The following is a 15,459-nucleotide window of genomic DNA, read 5'->3' as shown; positions in this document are numbered from 1 at the left end:
TATACCGCAGGGCGTCGACGCACGCCCGTGCCGGCGCTCACTCGCCGTGCCGGCGTAGCCGCGCGGACGCCCCGGTGAGCAGGACGACCACGATGAGGCTGACGAGCACGTCGCTGGCCAGTGCCTGGGCGGGCGACGCCGGCGAGTACGGAGGCACCAGGTACGCCAGGACAGCCGCTCCCACGAGCGGCCCTGATGCGCAGGCCAGCACGTGGCTCTGCCCCCATCCGTGGCGCTCGGACCAGCGGACGAGAACCGCCACCAGTGCAGCGGCGGCAACGACCGATACCGCGACACGAATCCAGCCGGAGAGCACACTCGATCCCAGGTAGACGACGAGGACCAGTAGCCCGGCAAGGATCGGGCGAGGCGTGCTGGCCGTTCTCGGGGCCGGTCGGCGCCGCCACCGGGGCAGGGCCGCCACCACGACCAGGCAGAGAACCAGGACCGCCGCCCCGATGAGCTGCCCCGGGCTGGCCAGGAACCCCTTGCGTCCGCTGTCGTCGACGAAGATGAGCAGGCTGCCCAGCAGATAGAGAAGCGTCACCGCGATCAGTCCGGGCGCTCGCAGCCATGGGCGCAGGCGGCGGGCCGGAGAGAGGTACGACTCGACGAGGGCGATCGGGGCGCAGATGGTCAGCGCCACATGGTTGCCAAGGAAGCTGATCGCCTCCTGCGCGCTCACGCCCAGCACCGGAATGCGGGTGTTGTCCGCCGCGCTGATGTCGGCGAACTCGGTGTCCGCCAAGAAGCCGGGGTTGAACAGAGACTGATCGACCAGTCCCGCCTGCACCACCCCGAACCCCGCCGCCAGCAGGACGATCATGGGCCAGCCCCCGCCCGTACGCCGGGCCGCTTCACGAATCAGGATCGCCGCCCCGCCGTACATGGGGGCGAGAACGACCACGACCATCAGCATGTCGCTGCCGGCGAAGCCACCCCAGGAGCATTCGGCCACCCAGGGGGCGAGCAGCAGGAGCGCTGTCACCGGAACGAGTCGTCGCCACATCGGTTCCCACGTGGTGTCGCTCATGTCCGCGCCTCCCGTGTGGCGTCATGGCCTCTACTGTCGCGGCTACGTGGGGAACGCCGCCAGTGCCGTTGGTCGAGTCTTCGCCCCGAGCGAGGACTAGCAGCCGCCGACCGAGAGGCGGTCGTGGTCGTCGAGGACCTCGGTGATCACGCGGTGGTCGTCAGCGGTCAGGGCAGGATCGGAGTCGAGATGCTGCGCCAACAGCAGCATCGCCTTCCACAACGCCCAGCCCCGCGCCCGTGCCCAGGTGCCCTCGTCCTGCCCGACCGTCTCCCGGAAGGCGTGCCGGCTGCTGCCGGAGAACAACGTCCAGGCGATCACCAGGTCGCAGGCCGGGTCACCGACACCGGACGTGCCGAAGTCGATCACCGCAGCCAGCTTCCCGTCCAGCACCAGCAGGTTGCCCACCGCGATGTCCCCGTGGAACCACACCGGACTGCCCCGCCACTCGGCAGCCAGGGCGGCCTCCCACACCGCAGCGGCCCGCGCCACGTCGACCTGTCCGGCCAGGAGGCTCAGCAGATGCCGGGTCTCCTCGTCGTAGTGCCCCGGCGAGGCACCCCGGAAGAAGCTGTGTTCCCCGGCAGCCGGGCCGCCGGTCGCGTCGCAGGACTGTAGGGCCAGCACGAACTCGCCCACCGCGACGGCGAGCCGCACCGGGTCGTCGACGCGGGCCAGGTCCGCCGTCTCGCCCGGCAGCCAGCCCCGCACCGACCAGGGGAAGGGGTACCCCTCGCCGGGGACCCCGACACCCAGGACCGGCGGTACGGCGACCGGCAACTCCGGCGCGAGCCGGGGTAGCCACTCGTTCTCCTTCGCCACCGCCGGGACGTACCCGGCCGCAGTCGGCAGCCGTACGGTCATCGTCTCGCCCAGCCGGTATGTCCGGTTGTCGTGGCCGTCGCGTTCCACCGGCGTCACCGGTAGGTCGGCCCAGTGCGGGAACTGCGTGGCGATCAGGCGTCGGACCAGTCCGGCGTCGATTCCGGCACGGCCGTCGGGAGCGGTCGAAGGCATCCCGCGATCCTCATTCCGTCACCCTGCGTCGGCAAGGGATTATCGACGGATGGAAACTGCTTTGCCCGTACGTTCCGTCACCGGCCTCGCCGCGCGGGACCGGCCGTTGATCACCTGCCTCGACCACCGGACGGGTGCCCGCCAGGACCTGACCGCCGCAGAGTTGGGCGAGTGGTCGGCGCGCGTCGCCGGCCTGCTGCGGGACGGGTGCGGGCTGAGGCCGGGCAGTCGGGTGGCGGTGCTGCTGCCGCCGCACTGGCGTACCGCTGCGGTGTTGCTCGGGGCCTGGTCGGTGGGGATGACGGTGTCGTTCCGGCCGTGGGCCACCGCCGGGTTGCCGGTGCTGGAGCCCGGCGGCGACCGGCCGTACGACGGCGTGCTGGTCACCCCGGAACGCCTCGACGACTGGCTGGAGGACGTGCCGGAGGGGCTGCACCGCTACCTCGTCGGCACCGGGCCGGAGCCGCTGGCCGAGGTGCCCGCCGGATGGCTCGACTGGTCCGTGGAGGTGCTGCGGCACGGTGCGGCCCCGACCGACCGTCCCGTGCTGCACGCCGGGGACGCGGCCAGCCCGGACGGCACCAGCTACGCCGAGTGGGGCTCGGTCGCGAAGGTGGTCGCCGAGCAGCTCGACCTGCGGGTCGGTGACCGACTGCTGGTCGACGTCACCGAGCACGACCAACCGTTGAAGTGGCTGCTCGCGCCGCTCTCCGCCGGTGCCTCCGTGGTGCTCTGCACCAACCTCGACCCGGAGCACAGGGACGCGGTCGTCGCTGCCGAGCAGATCACCCGTGTCCTGTGAACAGTCGCCGCCGAGATGTTAGGAAGGGACCCCTCCTATCGTCTCCGGTAGTACAGGGGTCCCCTCCTTACATCCGGACAAGCGGGCATCGTCCGGACCTGCTGCAGCGCTAACTTTCTCTAGTACCGTGGGTGGTACTATTCTGGGGTGCCGTCGATAACGAAGATCGTTGAAGCGATGCGGAAGAACCCGCAGAACATCGCCTACAACGATCTCTACGGCGTGTGCGAGCACTACTTCGGGAAACCACGGCAGGCCGGGACTTCCCACGCGGTGTTCAAGATGCCGTGGGCCGGCGACCCGCGCGTCAACATCCAGAACGACAAGGGCAAGGCCAAGGCTTACCAGGTGCGGCAGGTGCTCAAGGCGATCGACAAGAAGGAGGCCATGTGATGACGAGTGATCCCCGTCCTGAGGTCTCTCACTACACCTACCGCGTCACCTGGTCGGCCCAGGACGACGAGTTCGTTGCCACCTGTGCCGAGTTCCCGTCCCTCTCCTGGCTGGCGTCCTCGCAGATCGAGGCGCTACAGGGGCTGCAGAACCTGCTGCTCGACGTGATCACGGACATGGAGGAGCAGGGCGAAGAGGTGCCCCAGCCGTTCGCGGAGCGCAGCTACTCGGGCAAGTTCAACCTCCGGGTCGGAGAGAGCCTGCACCGCGAACTCGCCATCCAGGCCGCCGAGGACGGCCTGAGCCTCAATCAGTACATCCTTCGGAGACTCAGAGCCGCCTGACAGTCGCCGCCGAGATGTTAGGAAGGGACCCCTGCTATACCGGAGACGGTAGTAGGGGGCCCTTCCTTGCACCTCAGTCGACGGTTGGTAGGGGTGGGCCGAGGACGTCGTCGGCGTCGACGATGGTGTACGCGTACCCCTGCTCGGCGAGGAAGCGCTGCCGGTGGGCGGCGTACTCGGTGTCGATGGTGTCCCGGGACACGACGGTGTAGAAGTGCGCCTGCCGACCGTCGGCCTTCGGGCGCAGCACCCGGCCCAACCGTTGCGCCTCCTCCTGACGCGAGCCGAAGGTGCCGGAGACCTGGATCGCCACCGCCGCCTCGGGCAGGTCGATCGAGAAGTTGCCGACCTTGGAGATCACCAGCGTGCGGATCTCGCCGGAGCGGAACGCGTCGAACAGCCGCTCGCGTTCCTTGTTGGTGGTCGAGCCCTGCACGATCGGGGCGTCCAGGTATTCGCCGAGCTGGTGCAACTGGTCGATGTACGCGCCGATCACCAGCGTCTGCTCCTCCGGGTGCCGCTCGACCAGGGCGCGTACCACCGGCAGCTTGGTGCGGGCGGTGGCCGCCATCCGGTAGCGCTCCTCGGCCTCGGCCGTCGCGTACGACATCCGCTCGGCGTCGGTCAGGGTGACCCTGACCTCGGTGCAGTGCGCCGGGGCGATCCAGCCCTGGGACTCGATGTCCTTCCACGGCGCGTCGTACCGCTTCGGGCCGATCAGGCTGAACACGTCACCCTCCCGGCCGTCCTCGCGGACCAGGGTGGCGGTCAGCCCGAGGCGGCGGCGGGCCTGGAGGTCGGCGGTGAACCGGAAGATCGGCGCGGGCAGCAGGTGCACCTCGTCGTAGACGACCAGACCCCAGTCGCGGGCGCCGAACAGGTCCAGGTGGGTGAAGGCGCCGCCGCGCCGCGAGGTGAGCACCTGGTACGTGGCGATGGTGACCGGCCGGATCTCCTTGCGCTCGCCGGAGTACTCGCCGATCTCCTCCTCGGTCAACGAGGTGCGGGCGATCAGCTCCCGCTTCCACTGCCGACCGGCGACGGTGTTGGTGACCAGGATCAGCGTGGTCGCCTTCGCCTCGGCCATCGCCGCCGCGCCGACCAGCGTCTTGCCGGCACCGCAGGGCAGCACCACCACGCCCGAGCCGCCCGCCCAGAACGCCTCGACGGCCTCCCGCTGGTACGACCGCAGCGTCCACGGCCTACCGCCGTCCTCGCCGCCCTGGGCCAGCTCGATCGGGTGGGCCTCGCCGTCGACGTACCCGGCGAGGTCCTCCGCCGGCCAGCCGAGCTTGAGCAGGGCCTGCTTGAGCCGGCCGCGCTCGGACGGGTGCACCGCGATGGTGTCGTCGTCGATCTTGTTACCGAGCATTCCGGCGAGCTTCTTGCTCTTGGCCACCTCGACCAGCACCATCCGGTCGAGGGCGCGCAGGACGAGGCCGTGTCCCGGGTCGTTGGCGAGCTGGAGCCGGCCGTACCGGTCCATGGTCTCGGCCACGTCCACCAGCAGGGCGTGCGGCACCGGGTAGCGGGAGTACGTGATCAGGGCGTCCACCACGCCCTCGGCGTCGTGGCCGGCGGCGCGGGCGTTCCAGAGCCCGAGCGGGGTCAGCCGGTAGGTGTGCACGTGCTCGGGGGAGCGCTCCAGCTCCGCGAACGGCGCGATGGCCATTCGGCAGGACTGGGCGTCGGGGTGGTCGATCTCCAGCAGCAGTGTCTTGTCGGACTGCACGATCAGTGGTCCACCGCTCACGCGGAACCCCCTCCTCGGTACGGCTGATCGGCCCGCTCCGGCAGGTGGCTGACCTGCGGACGGGCGACCATCCAGTGTTGCACGTGCGGCCGGGTGACAAGAAAACCGTCGACGAGCTGCAACCCGGCGGGTACCTCGGTGCGTCTTGCACTGGGGAGACGAGTTGTCGAGGGCCGCCACTGGCCCACGTCGACCGTCACGCCGGTCGGCGTCGGCGCGCGTCCGCGCCGCGACGAGTGGGGCCAGCTAGCGGGGGCCGGGTCCCGTCGTCGCGGACGGCCAGCGGGGGCGAGCGCGTGTCCGAGCCGCACCGGCGACCCCGTCCACCGTTTCCTCGTCGCCTGCTCCGGGGTATGAACCCGCCGGATCGTCACGTGATGGTGCTGGTCGGTTGCGCTCCGGGGTGTCACCCTGGACGGCAGAGCCGGACCGTACGGGGGAGGGCGCATGACCGTTGACCAGGAAATGATCCTCGACCGCGAGCAGGCGCAGTCCGCAGAACCCGTCTCCACCGCCACGGTGATCGCGTACTCGGTCCTCGGGGTGGCGCTGTTCGGCTGGTTCCTGTTCGGCTGGCTCGTCCTCCAGCAGGGCTTCGTGGACTCGGTCGGCGAGGCGCTCGGCACCGGATTCGCGTTGCTGCTGGTCGTGGCGATCGTCGGATCGGTCCGGCGCAGCCTGCGCTGACCGGTCACCGCCCGAGCACCGAGGCCGTGCCGGGTCACCTCTCCAGCACGGCGGCGGTGATCCGGTGCAGCGCGAACGTGTGCAGCATCTCGGTGCGCTCGTCCTCGGCGCGCAGGTAGCCGGCACCCAGCGAGACGGGTCGGACCAGTCGGGACGCCGTCGCCCCGTGCGCGTCGACGTAGCCCACCCAGACCAGCGCCTTGTCGCGTACCGCCTGTTGCAGCACGGCCAGGGCCTCGCTGTGGCCGGTCGCCGGGGTGGGGCCGTCCGGCGTACCGCCGCGTACCGCCGCCGGTGCCCGCCGTGCCGCCCGTGCCGCCGCGTCACCCCGGCGGATCTGCTCCACCACACCGAGCAGGCGCGGCAGGGGCAGACGCGGGGTGGCCAACGGGTCGAGGGCGCGGGTGGCGACCGAGACCCGGGCGGGTGCCCGCCGGGCCTTCGGCCGGGAGAGCACCGCCGAGCCGGTGGCGTCCTCGGCCACCGGGGCGAACCCCGCCTCCCGCAGGACGGCCAGCATCCGCCCGGCCTGGTAGGGGGTCACCAGCACGGTGGGCGCGAGTCGACGCAGCGCCAGCGCCTCCACCCGGCGGTCCGCCAGCACCTCGGCGAGCAGCGCCTCGTCGTCGCTGCGCAGGTACGCCCCGGCGGAACCGACCCGCAGCCCGCCGTGTTTGCGGGCCACGTCGTCGACCAGGTACGTCAGGCCCTGCGGCACCGGGGTGCGGGACCGGCGCCGGAACAGGTCGTGCAGGTCGTCGGCGGAGTAGCCGGCGTCGAGTGCCCGACGGACGCTGGCGGTGGTGATCCGGTGCACGCTCGCCCCACCGGCGGACTCCGGCTCGGCGACCACCTCCAGTTCGGCGGCGAGCGCCGGCTCGGGCGGGCCCGGCACCACCACCGTCAGGTCGGCCTGCACCAGGAAGTGGTCCACCGGGGCGGGCAGCAGCGCGTCCAGTGCCCGCACGGCGGTGCCCGTACCCTCGTCGGCGTCGGCCCGGAGCCCGAGCGGGTCGTCCGCGTCGCGATCCTCGCTCGCGGTCGCCTCGGCCAGCAGCAGCCGCCCGTACGAGGTGAGCGCCCCCAGCCCCGTCACGCCCAGCGAGGCCGCCTCGGTCAGCACCTCCCGGTGCGCCGCCTCACGCCCCCGGCTGCGACGCGGTGCGCGCCAGTCGAGCAGCGTCAACACCTCGTCGGCGGTGGGCGCGCTGCCCGGTTCCAGGTCGGCGAGTACGCCGAGGACGGCCCGGCGGGCGGCGGGCGCCCCGGCGCGTTCCGCCTCGGCGGAGAGCACCGTGATCGGGCGGTCCCGGTCGTCTCGCTGCCCGACGAGCCCGACCTGCCGGGTCATGGTCAGCCAGGCGCGGGCCACCTGCTCCCAGCGCTGGGCCAGCGAACCGGCCCGCCACATCTCGTATCCGGCCGTGGGCATCACCTGCTGGTCGGCCCCGTACCGGCCGGCTGCGCCGGGCAGCTCCACCTCACCGGTCAGCCCGGCCGCGTACGCCACCTCCAGCAGCAGCGCCGCCGTCGGCTCGTCCAGGCCCGCGGTACGCGCCAACCGGCGCAGGTCGCGCACGCCCAGGCCGCCCGAGCGCAGCACCGGCGCGGGTTCGGCGGCCAACTGTTCCAGCAGCGCCTCGGTGTGGCGTACCACCTCCATGGTCTGCCCGGCCCCGGCGGAGTCGGCGGCCTTCGGCTCGCGTGGGGTGCTGGCGACCGCCGGAGGGCTGGTGCGCAGTGGACCGAGCGGCCCGGTGTCGCGGCGCAGCAGCAGCCCGACCTCCCGGGGCAGTTCCACCATGCCGGCGGTGCCGCCCTTGCCACCGGCGACCCGCACCAACAGCCGGTGGTCGACCAGCCAGCGGACCGGCGAACCGGTCGCCGCCCCGCCGTTGGTGTCGTCCGGCGGCAGGTCGTCGTCGGTGCCGACCGCTGGGGCCCGCAGCGCGCCGACCGGCACGCTGCCGACCGGCGGCCCGGCCGCCAGCCGGTCCAGGATCGCCCGCGCGGACGGCGGTGCGGCGAGCAGCGTGCGGCGCAGCTTCGCCGGGTCCGCGCAGAGTGTGGCCGTGCGCGGGTCCAGCTCGGTGGCGGGCCGGCCGAGTCCCGCCGGGTACGGGGAGATCTCGTCGACGCCACCGACCAGGCGCAGCTCGTGGTCGGGGCCGTACAGCAGGAAGAGGGTACGCAACCGGTCGACGGCGGCACGGACGGCGGCCGGTGCGGGCGGGTGCGGGCCGGTGGTGGCCATCGTGAGGACCCCGTCGACCGAGGTGGTGCCGTCGACCGGGTCACGGGTCAACCGGGCGGCATCCATGATCAGCAGGGTGAACTGGTCCAGCGCGTCCAGCGCGCGCGACACCGAGACCCGGGACTGGGCCCGGATGGCGAGGGCGGCGACGTCGGCGGGCACCGGCACGACGAGGTCGGGCCGCGCCTGGAGCAGCGCGGCGAGCGACTCGTCGGGCAGCGCCCGCAGGTGGTCGGCGAGTGAGGTGCTCATCGTCGTTCCACGCTAGCCCGGCCGGGGCCGCTCGCGCCCATCGGACGTCCCGGCTGGTCTGGCTGGCCGGGTAGCTTCGCAGCATGCGCCAACTGACGGTCGGTTTCGACCTCGACATGACCCTGGTCGACTCGCGCCCCGGCATCGCCGCCACCTACCGCGCGTTGACCGAGCGGACCGGCGTACCCGTCGACGCCGAGGTCGCCGTGTCGCGGCTGGGCCCGCCGCTGCGGACCGAGATCGCCCACTGGTTCCCGCCGGAGCGGGTCGACGAGGCGGTGCACGCCTTCCGCGAGCTCTACCCCGCGTACGCGATCACCCCGACCGTGCCACTGCCCGGCGCCGTGGCCGCCCTCGACGCGGTTCGGCAGCGGGGCGGCCGGGTGCTGGTGGTCACCTCGAAGCTGGGCCGGCTGGCCCGGCTGCACCTGGAACACCTGGGTCTGACGGTCGACGAGGTGGCCGGCGACCTCTTCGCCGAGAGGAAGGCGACGGCGTTGCGGGAGCACGGTGCGACCCACTACGTCGGCGATCACGTGGCGGACATGGTGGCGGCGCAGGCGGCCGAGGTGCCGGGGATCGCGGTGGCGACGGGCCCCTGTTCGGTCGACGAGCTGAGGGCCGCCGGGGCGGCGGCCGTGCTGGCGGATCTCACCGGATTCCCGGCGGCGCTCGACGACATGATCCGGCTAGCCTTGAGGCAGTAGACGGTTCAAGCGAAGCAGGGGTTCTCAGGTGCCTACGGGTCGAGTGAAGTGGTACGACGCGGCCAAGGGATACGGGTTCGTCACCAGTGACGAGGGTGGCGACGTGTTCCTGCCGAAGGGCGCGCTACCGGCGGGTGTCACCGACCTCAAGGGCGGCCAGCGGGTCGACTTCAGCGTGGTGGACAGCCGACGCGGCGCGCAGGCGATGGGAGTGAAGCTGCTCGACGCCCCGCCCTCCGTGGCGGAGTTGCGGCGCCGACCCGCCGAGGAGCTGCACGGTCTGGTCGAAGACATGATCAAGGTGCTGGAGGCGAAGGTGCAGCCGGACCTGCGCCGGGGCCGCTTCCCGGATCGCAAGACCGCCCAGAAGGTCGCTCAGTTGGTCCACGCGGTCGCCCGCGAGCTGGAGGTCTGAGGCACGAGCCCGGCGTCGGCGGCCCGGCCGAGCAGCGCCTCCACGGCAGCGAACCCCGCGTCCCCCAGGTCGGCGGTGAACTCGTTGACGTAGAGGCCGATGTGCCGGTCCACCACGTCGGGCTCCATCTCCTGCGCGTGCGCCACGACGTACGCCCGACTGGCCGCCGGGTCGGCCCAGGCCCGCGCGACGGAGTCCCGGATCCATCCGGCGGCCTGCTCCGGGTCGACCGCGCCGCGCCGCGCCAGGATGGCACCGAGCGGGATCGGCAGCCCGGTGTCGGTCTCCCACCACTCGCCGAGGTCGACCAGGGCGGTCAGCCCGTGGCGGGGGTAGGTGAACCGCGCCTCGTGGATCACCAGCCCGGCGTCGTAACGTCCGGCGGCCACGCCGGGCATGATCTCGTGGAACGGCACCACCTCGATGCGGCGCGGCGTCCGGCCGGCGGCCCAGAGCCGGAACAGCAGGTACGCGGTGGTCCGGTCGCCCGGCACCGCCACCGTCGCGTCACTCAGGTCGGTCCGGTCCGGCCCACCGTCCTGGTCGGCCCGGGTGAGCACCAGCGGCCCGCAGCCGCGCCCCAGCGCACCCCCGCAGGGCAGCAGGTGGTAGTCCGCCAGCAGCCAGGGCAAGGCGGCGTAACTCACCTTCACCAGGTCGAACGCGCCGCGCTCGGCGGCCGTGTTGGTGACGTCGACGTCGGCGTACGTCACCTCGACCGGCGGGGCACCGGGCACCTGACCGTGCACCAGCGCATGGAAGACGAACGTGTCGTTGGGGCAGGGCGAGATCGCCAGCGAGAGCGCCACGACTCCACCGTAACCCCGCCCCCACCGCCCGCCACCCGCCGGTACGCCGACCGTCGGCCAGCCCACACCCGCCACCACGCCCACTGACCGTCCTCACCACCCGGACCACCCCACGGCTCTCGCCGCCGTTCCACCGTTCGATCTCACGCTGGGCCGCCGGTACCCGGCACAGACCCCAGCGGCTCCGGCGCGGACCTGGCTGATTCCGGCGCGGACCGCGGCGTTCGGGCGCGGGCCCTGGTGCTCCGGCGCGGGCAGGTATTCACCCCAGCGAACACCAGGGACAACGCGCCTGGCGACGTAGTCGCCGGGCTTCCCCGACGCTGACGCCTTATCCACTGCGGCCCCTTTCGAGCTGACTGCAGCGACGGATCGGACCTCGCCCCAACGGACCTCGCCACAAAGTGCACCTGTTCGGCAGCCACGGAGGCGATAGCACCAACGGTTCAGCTCGAAAGGCGGCCGAGGGGAGTACAGGAGGCGCGACCCGCCGGAGTCATTGCACGGGCCACCAGCAGGCGCAAGAGCCTACTCACAGAGTTATCCACAGGCGTTGTCCACAGGTTCGCCGGGCGGGTTGAGCGGGCCGCCCGGTTCGGTCAGCATCGATGGTGCGGTTCAGCGACGGCATGCGTTCAGCGACGGCATGGGCCAACGACGGCACGGGGGACAGCGATGGTGGGGGACGGTAGTGGTGAGGGCATGGCCGGCGATGGCGGAGTGGCCGGCGGTGAGGGCGTGGCCGGCGGTGGCGGAGTGGCGGGCGGTGACGGTGCGGTGGATCGGGTCGGACGGACCCGAGCCGGCAGTTCTGGCGAGCGGCTGACGGATGTGGGGGCGATGCTGCGGGCGTTGCGGCGACGGGCCGACCTGAGTCAGCGGGAACTGGCTGCGCTGTCCGGGGTGCCGCAGTCGACGGTGGCGCGGATCGAGTCGGGGCGGGGTGCTGACCCGCGCTTCCGGACCGTGCAGCGGCTCGTCCGTGCGGCGGGTGGCACGGTGGGCCTCGTCGCGGGCGGTGCCCTTACTGCGGGGGACGCCCTTGCTGCGGGGGCGGGCGAGGTGGCTTCGGACGACGGCTGGCGGGACGCGGCGGGGCGTCGCTATCCGGCTCATCTCGACGCTCGCCGGGTCCGCACGCTCAGGGACTGGCCGGGGGCCTGGTGGGCGGACTGGTACACGTTGCCGCCCGAGCGGTGGCCGTTACGGGTACCCGAGGTGACCTTCGACCTGAACCGGCGGTACCGGGACGAGCGGCGGCTGCGTGAACGGTCGTTCGCCGGGGTGCGGGTCCGCCGCGTCACCGACGGCGTGCCGGAGACGTGCTGGCGCCTGGTCGCCGAGTTGCCGGACGGTGATCTGGTCGGCGAGTTGCGCGCGCATGAGCGCAGCCTCGACCTGCGGTACGGCGTGGACCTGGGCGACCGGCGTGAGGTGGTGCTGGACGGTGTGCTGGTTGCTCCCCAGTTGCAGCGGCTGGGCATCGGACGGCGTCTGGTGGGCCGGCTCGTCGAGGAGACGCGTCTGGTGGGCCCGCGCGCGGTGTGCGCCATCGCCGAGTCGGCTGGCGTGCAGTTCCTGATGGCCTGCGGCTTCCGGATCGAGGGGAGCAGGCCCATGGCGCTCCGCCTCGAACACCGATGACGGCCGCATCAGCGCGAGAACGGCGAGAACGGCGGGAACGGCGGAACGGCGAGGTTGGCGTGCGGCGGGGTGGCTAGCGCAGGGCGGTGGCGGCGGCGGTGAGGGCGACGAGCGCCTCGCGCATCCGCCAGGCACCGCGGTCACGGGGGCCGATCGGGTTGGAGACGGTGCGCAGCTCCGCGAAGGGTACGCCGGCGTGGGTGGCGGCGACGGCCACGCCGTACCCCTCCATGGCCTCGGCCACGGCGTCCGGGTGACGCCGGCTCAACGCCTCGGTGCTGGCGGCGGTGCCGGTGACGGTGCTGACGGTCAGTACCGGCCCGACGGTGGCGTCCGGTAGCGCGTCGCGCAGGCCGGCCAGCAGGGCAGGGTCGACGGCGACGGAGGTGCCACCACCGAGTAGTTCCGCCGGCATGCCGAGGTCGTCGAGGGGGATGAAGCCGTCGGGTGACTCGGCGCCCAGGTCGGCGGCGACGGCCCGGGTGCCGAGCACGGTGCCGCCGACCGGCACTCGGCCCGGGAAACCGCCGGCCACGCCCGCGCTGATCACCCCTCGGTACGGCCGACCGGCGCCCTCGGCGAGGGCGAGGAGACGTGCGGTCGCGGCTCCGGCGACGGCCGGGCCCACGCCCACCGGCACCACCGCCACGGTGGGGTCGGCGAGACCGGCCTGGATCGCCTCCGCCTCGGCGGGGACGGCGGTGACCACGAGCAGGCCGGTCACGGGATCGGCCCCGGCGAGCTGCGTCGGGTCTCGTCGTCGCTGCCGCCGGAGCCGGTGACCGCCGACGACGGACGGTAGATGTGGAAGCCGGGCGGTGCCAGGTCGCGCTCGTCGGTCGTACCCCCCTGGTAGGGCGCGGGTGAGGTGGGCGCGGCGGCGGCCTCGGTGGCCTTCGCCTGCTCGGCGGCTTCGGCCTGCTCGGCTGCCTTCTTGTCCCGGGCGGCCTGCTCCGTGGCGGCCTCTTCGTCGGCGGCCCGTTCCTCGCTGGCCAGCTCGTCGTCGGTCAGCGGCCGGCCGCGCAGCCGTTCGGTCCGCAGCCGGCGGGCCATCACCATGCCGCGCATGGCGGCGAGCGTGCCGACACCGGCGGCGACCGCGATGCCGATCCGGCCCTCGAAGGGTACGAGTCCCAGCCCGCCACCGGCGACGAAGGCGAGCATCAGGGCCGTCTCGGAGTGCGCGAAGGAACTCGCCCGCAGCCGTTCCGGGATGCGTTCCTGGATCGAGGCGTCCACAGCCAGCTTGGCGATGCCGCTCATCATGGCCGCGACCACGCAGAGCAGGGCGACCATCGGCAGGGAGAAGTTCAGGACGGCGAGTATGCCCACCCCGGCCACGATGATCATGCCGCTGGACTGGAGTGCGGCCGGCCGGTGGATGCGCAGTCGGGTGCCGATGGCGGTGGCCAGGAAGGTGCCGACGGCAAGGGCGCCGCCGACCACGCCGAGTGCTCCCTCGTCACCCAGGTCACGCCCGAACACCACGGTGGTCAGGTCGCCCGCCTTGATGCTGAAGGCGAGGAAGAGCAGCAGGAAGCCGTAGATCGCGCGTAACGTGGCCGCGCCGACGAGGTTGGAGATCACCAGCCGCCCGGCGGGTCGACCCCGGCCGAGTGGTCGGTCACCGGTACGGCGCAGCAGCGCGCGCAGCGGGCGGGGAACCCGTTCCGGTGGCTCGGAGTCGGCCTTCGGCGGCAGCCGGAGCGCCACCACCATGCCGACCAGGAAGATCACCGAGGCGACCCGGAGCGGCCACTGCGGCCCGAACCAGAACGCGGCCAGTCCGATCGGGGCGACCAGGGCACCGGCCACCGTGCCGTAGACGCTGGCACGGGCGCCGACCTGGGAGAGCCCGAGCCCTTCGGGCAGGAGTCTGGGCACGGCGGCGGATCTGGCCACGCCGTACGCCCGGGAGAGCGCGAGTACGCCGAACGCCGCCGGGTAGAGCCCGAAACCGTGGATGTAGTCGGAGATCAACCAGGCCAGGAAGGCCCGACCCAGCATGGTCGTGGCCAACGCGTACCGCCGACCGTGCCGGAAGTGGTCGAGCAGCGGGCCGACCACCGGGGCGAGCATGGCGAACGGCACCATGGTCACCAGCAGATAGAGCGCGACCTTGCTGCGCGCCTCGCCGAGCGGCACGTTGAAGAAGATCGTCCCGGCCAGGCCGATGGCGATCAGCGTGTCCCCGGCACAGGAGACGGCGTGCAGGTCGAACATGCGGACCATGCCGGTCTCGCCGCCGGCACCCCGGGTCCGGGCCCGGGCGGCACTGCGCGTCACCCAGCGTCCGCTGCTCACCGAGCCGCGCAGCAGCAGCCGGACGGCCCGGATTCCGGTGCCGACGGTCCGCCCGAGGAGGGACCTCTCGGAGCGGGAGGACAGCGGCATGGCACCCATCCTGAACCATCCGGCCGACACTTGGCGCGTCACCGCCGGAGAACACCTCTGGGGAGTGCCTCACAGTCGGAGCCGCGCATGGGTGACAATGGTTGGGTGACCAGGCCCGCCTCCGCCCGCGCCGCTCGTCTCGACCAGGTCTGCGCCGCCGCCGTCGAGGTGGCCCGCGCCGGCATCACCGAGGTGGATCCCGACGATGTCGGCGACCACCTGCAAGCTGTGGCCGAGGGTGACCGACTCGTCACCCACTACTTCGAGTGCCGTCAGGCCGGATATCGCGGTTGGCGGTGGGCGGTCACCGTCACCCGGGTGCCGCGCAGCCGGACCGTGACGATCTGCGAGACGGTGCTGCTGCCCGGACCGGACGCGCTGCTCGCGCCCGGCTGGCTGCCCTGGCAGGAGCGGCTCAAGCCGGGTGACCTGGGCCCCGGTGACCTGCTGCCGACGCCGCCGGACGACGAGCGGCTCCAGCCCGGTTACCTGCTCTCGGACGACTCGGCGGTCGAGGAGACCTCGTGGGAGCTGGGGCTCGGTCGGCCCCGGGTGTTGTCGAGGGAGGGTCGGGCCGAGGCGGCACAGCGCTGGTACGACGGCGACCACGGTCCGACGGCGCCCATCTCGACCGCCGCGCCCGCCGCCGCCCGGTGCGGCACCTGCGGCTTCTATCTGCCGCTCGCCGGCAACCTGCGGCTCTGCTTCGGCGTGTGCGGCAACTTCTACGCCCCGGACGACGGCCGGGTGGTCAGCGCCGACCACGGATGTGGTGCCCACTCGGAGACCCTGGTCGACGCCGAGACGCCGGTGGACGAGATGCCCACGGTGTACGACGACAGCGCGATGGAGCCGATGACGGTCAGCCGTGCGCCCGGGTCCGTGGAGTCCGGCGAGCCGGCGGAGCCGTACGGCCACTCCTGATCGGCAGGAGGCGGACCGCCCCGGCGACGCC

Annotated in this window: 15 protein-coding genes; 8 read left to right on the top strand and 7 right to left on the bottom strand. The window is 72.7% G+C overall.

All coding sequences use genetic code 11. The annotated features are described in order from the left end of the window. Positions 1-37 precede the first annotated feature (37 nt). Together ACFYTT_RS08810 and ACFYTT_RS08805 are read right to left on the bottom strand one after the other, a co-directional pair. Complete coding sequence (locus tag ACFYTT_RS08810; RefSeq protein ID WP_176092399.1) at positions 38-1,033, bottom strand: hypothetical protein; 996 nt, start codon at positions 1,031-1,033, stop codon at positions 38-40. Positions 1,034-1,129: 96 nt separating this feature from the next. Beyond that, positions 1,130-2,050, bottom strand: a complete 921-nt coding sequence (locus tag ACFYTT_RS08805) for an aminoglycoside phosphotransferase family protein (RefSeq protein ID WP_387258277.1) — start codon at positions 2,048-2,050, stop codon at positions 1,130-1,132. A 61-nt stretch (positions 2,051-2,111) separates the two neighbouring features. Between ACFYTT_RS08805 and ACFYTT_RS08800 the strand changes: the two genes are divergently transcribed. The 3 genes from ACFYTT_RS08800 (at position 2,112) to ACFYTT_RS08790 (ending at position 3,589) form a co-directional block, all read left to right on the top strand. Next, a complete protein-coding gene (locus ACFYTT_RS08800; RefSeq protein ID WP_387258275.1) occupies positions 2,112-2,852 on the top strand; it encodes a TIGR03089 family protein in 741 nt (246 codons plus the stop codon). Between the two features lie 177 nt (positions 2,853-3,029). Next, the gene (locus ACFYTT_RS08795; RefSeq protein ID WP_387258274.1) at positions 3,030-3,245 is read left to right on the top strand and encodes a toxin HicA; all 216 of its coding nucleotides are present in this window, start codon (positions 3,030-3,032) and stop codon (positions 3,243-3,245) included. Continuing rightward, complete coding sequence (locus ACFYTT_RS08790) at positions 3,245-3,589, top strand: type II toxin-antitoxin system HicB family antitoxin (RefSeq protein ID WP_176092402.1); 345 nt, start codon at positions 3,245-3,247, stop codon at positions 3,587-3,589. Before ACFYTT_RS08795 ends, ACFYTT_RS08790 begins: the two co-directional genes overlap by 1 nt. Positions 3,590-3,662: 73 nt before the next feature. Here the strand turns inward: ACFYTT_RS08790 and ACFYTT_RS08785 are convergent, their stop codons facing one another. After that, a complete protein-coding gene (locus ACFYTT_RS08785) occupies positions 3,663-5,342 on the bottom strand; it encodes a DNA repair helicase XPB (protein ID WP_357211395.1) in 1,680 nt (559 codons plus the stop codon). Positions 5,343-5,789: 447 nt separating this feature from the next. Between ACFYTT_RS08785 and ACFYTT_RS08780 the strand changes: the two genes are divergently transcribed. Beyond that, positions 5,790-6,029: a hypothetical protein gene (locus ACFYTT_RS08780; protein WP_131054486.1), complete on the top strand. Its 240-nt coding sequence runs from the start codon at positions 5,790-5,792 to the stop codon at positions 6,027-6,029. Positions 6,030-6,063: 34 nt separating this feature from the next. On the opposite strand, the gene ACFYTT_RS08775 is transcribed toward ACFYTT_RS08780, so the two are convergent. After that, on the bottom strand, positions 6,064-8,535 hold the full coding sequence (locus ACFYTT_RS08775) for a helicase-associated domain-containing protein (protein ID WP_387258271.1): 2,472 nt from the start codon (positions 8,533-8,535) through the stop codon (positions 6,064-6,066). A gap of 83 nt (positions 8,536-8,618) precedes the next feature. Here ACFYTT_RS08775 and ACFYTT_RS08770 point away from each other — a divergent pair, with 83 nt between their 5' ends. Further along, positions 8,619-9,242: an HAD family hydrolase gene (locus ACFYTT_RS08770; protein WP_387258269.1), complete on the top strand. Its 624-nt coding sequence runs from the start codon at positions 8,619-8,621 to the stop codon at positions 9,240-9,242. 28 nt (positions 9,243-9,270) lie between these two features. Then, complete coding sequence (locus ACFYTT_RS08765; protein ID WP_131052567.1) at positions 9,271-9,657, top strand: cold-shock protein; 387 nt, start codon at positions 9,271-9,273, stop codon at positions 9,655-9,657. On the opposite strand, the gene ACFYTT_RS08760 is transcribed toward ACFYTT_RS08765, so the two are convergent. Continuing rightward, complete coding sequence (locus ACFYTT_RS08760) at positions 9,618-10,466, bottom strand: 1,4-dihydroxy-6-naphthoate synthase (RefSeq protein WP_387258267.1); 849 nt, start codon at positions 10,464-10,466, stop codon at positions 9,618-9,620. The genes ACFYTT_RS08765 and ACFYTT_RS08760 overlap by 40 nt on opposite strands. A 702-nt stretch (positions 10,467-11,168) precedes the next feature. On the opposite strand from ACFYTT_RS08760, the gene ACFYTT_RS08755 reads away from it, so the two are divergent. Next, entirely contained in the window at positions 11,169-12,110 is a 942-nt protein-coding gene (locus tag ACFYTT_RS08755; RefSeq protein WP_387258265.1) for a GNAT family N-acetyltransferase, read from the top strand. Positions 12,111-12,183: 73 nt separating this feature from the next. Here the strand turns inward: ACFYTT_RS08755 and ACFYTT_RS08750 are convergent, their stop codons facing one another. Further along, positions 12,184-12,834: a futalosine hydrolase gene (locus tag ACFYTT_RS08750; protein ID WP_176092406.1), complete on the bottom strand. Its 651-nt coding sequence runs from the start codon at positions 12,832-12,834 to the stop codon at positions 12,184-12,186. Next, positions 12,831-14,504, bottom strand: a complete 1,674-nt coding sequence (locus ACFYTT_RS08745) for an MFS transporter (RefSeq protein WP_387258263.1) — start codon at positions 14,502-14,504, stop codon at positions 12,831-12,833. Before ACFYTT_RS08745 ends, ACFYTT_RS08750 begins: the two co-directional genes overlap by 4 nt. Positions 14,505-14,591: 87 nt before the next feature. On the opposite strand from ACFYTT_RS08745, the gene ACFYTT_RS08740 reads away from it, so the two are divergent. Then, entirely contained in the window at positions 14,592-15,428 is an 837-nt protein-coding gene (locus ACFYTT_RS08740) for a DUF3027 domain-containing protein (protein WP_176092408.1), read from the top strand. Positions 15,429-15,459: the final 31 nt, after the last annotated feature.

Source organism: Micromonospora sp. NPDC003816, assembly GCF_042874705.1.
Lineage (GTDB): Bacteria > Actinomycetota > Actinomycetes > Mycobacteriales > Micromonosporaceae > Micromonospora.
The sequence above is the reverse complement of the archived record's forward strand: the minus strand, read 5'-3'. Positions and strand labels throughout refer to the sequence as shown.

Coding starts and splice junctions, on each gene's coding strand:
- ACFYTT_RS08795 (WP_387258274.1), top strand. CDS start 3,030: ATGCGGAAGAACCCGCAGAACATCGCCTACAACGATCTCTACGGCGTG.
- ACFYTT_RS08770 (WP_387258269.1), top strand. CDS start 8,619: ATGCGCCAACTGACGGTCGGTTTCGACCTCGACATGACCCTGGTCGAC.
- ACFYTT_RS08810 (WP_176092399.1), bottom strand. CDS start 1,033: ATGAGCGACACCACGTGGGAACCGATGTGGCGACGACTCGTTCCGGTG.
- ACFYTT_RS08775 (WP_387258271.1), bottom strand. CDS start 8,535: ATGAGCACCTCACTCGCCGACCACCTGCGGGCGCTGCCCGACGAGTCG.
- ACFYTT_RS08740 (WP_176092408.1), top strand. CDS start 14,592: ATGGGTGACAATGGTTGGGTGACCAGGCCCGCCTCCGCCCGCGCCGCT.
- ACFYTT_RS08790 (WP_176092402.1), top strand. CDS start 3,245: ATGACGAGTGATCCCCGTCCTGAGGTCTCTCACTACACCTACCGCGTC.
- ACFYTT_RS08755 (WP_387258265.1), top strand. CDS start 11,169: ATGGCCGGCGATGGCGGAGTGGCCGGCGGTGAGGGCGTGGCCGGCGGT.
- ACFYTT_RS08780 (WP_131054486.1), top strand. CDS start 5,790: ATGACCGTTGACCAGGAAATGATCCTCGACCGCGAGCAGGCGCAGTCC.
- ACFYTT_RS08745 (WP_387258263.1), bottom strand. CDS start 14,504: ATGCCGCTGTCCTCCCGCTCCGAGAGGTCCCTCCTCGGGCGGACCGTC.
- ACFYTT_RS08805 (WP_387258277.1), bottom strand. CDS start 2,050: ATGCCTTCGACCGCTCCCGACGGCCGTGCCGGAATCGACGCCGGACTG.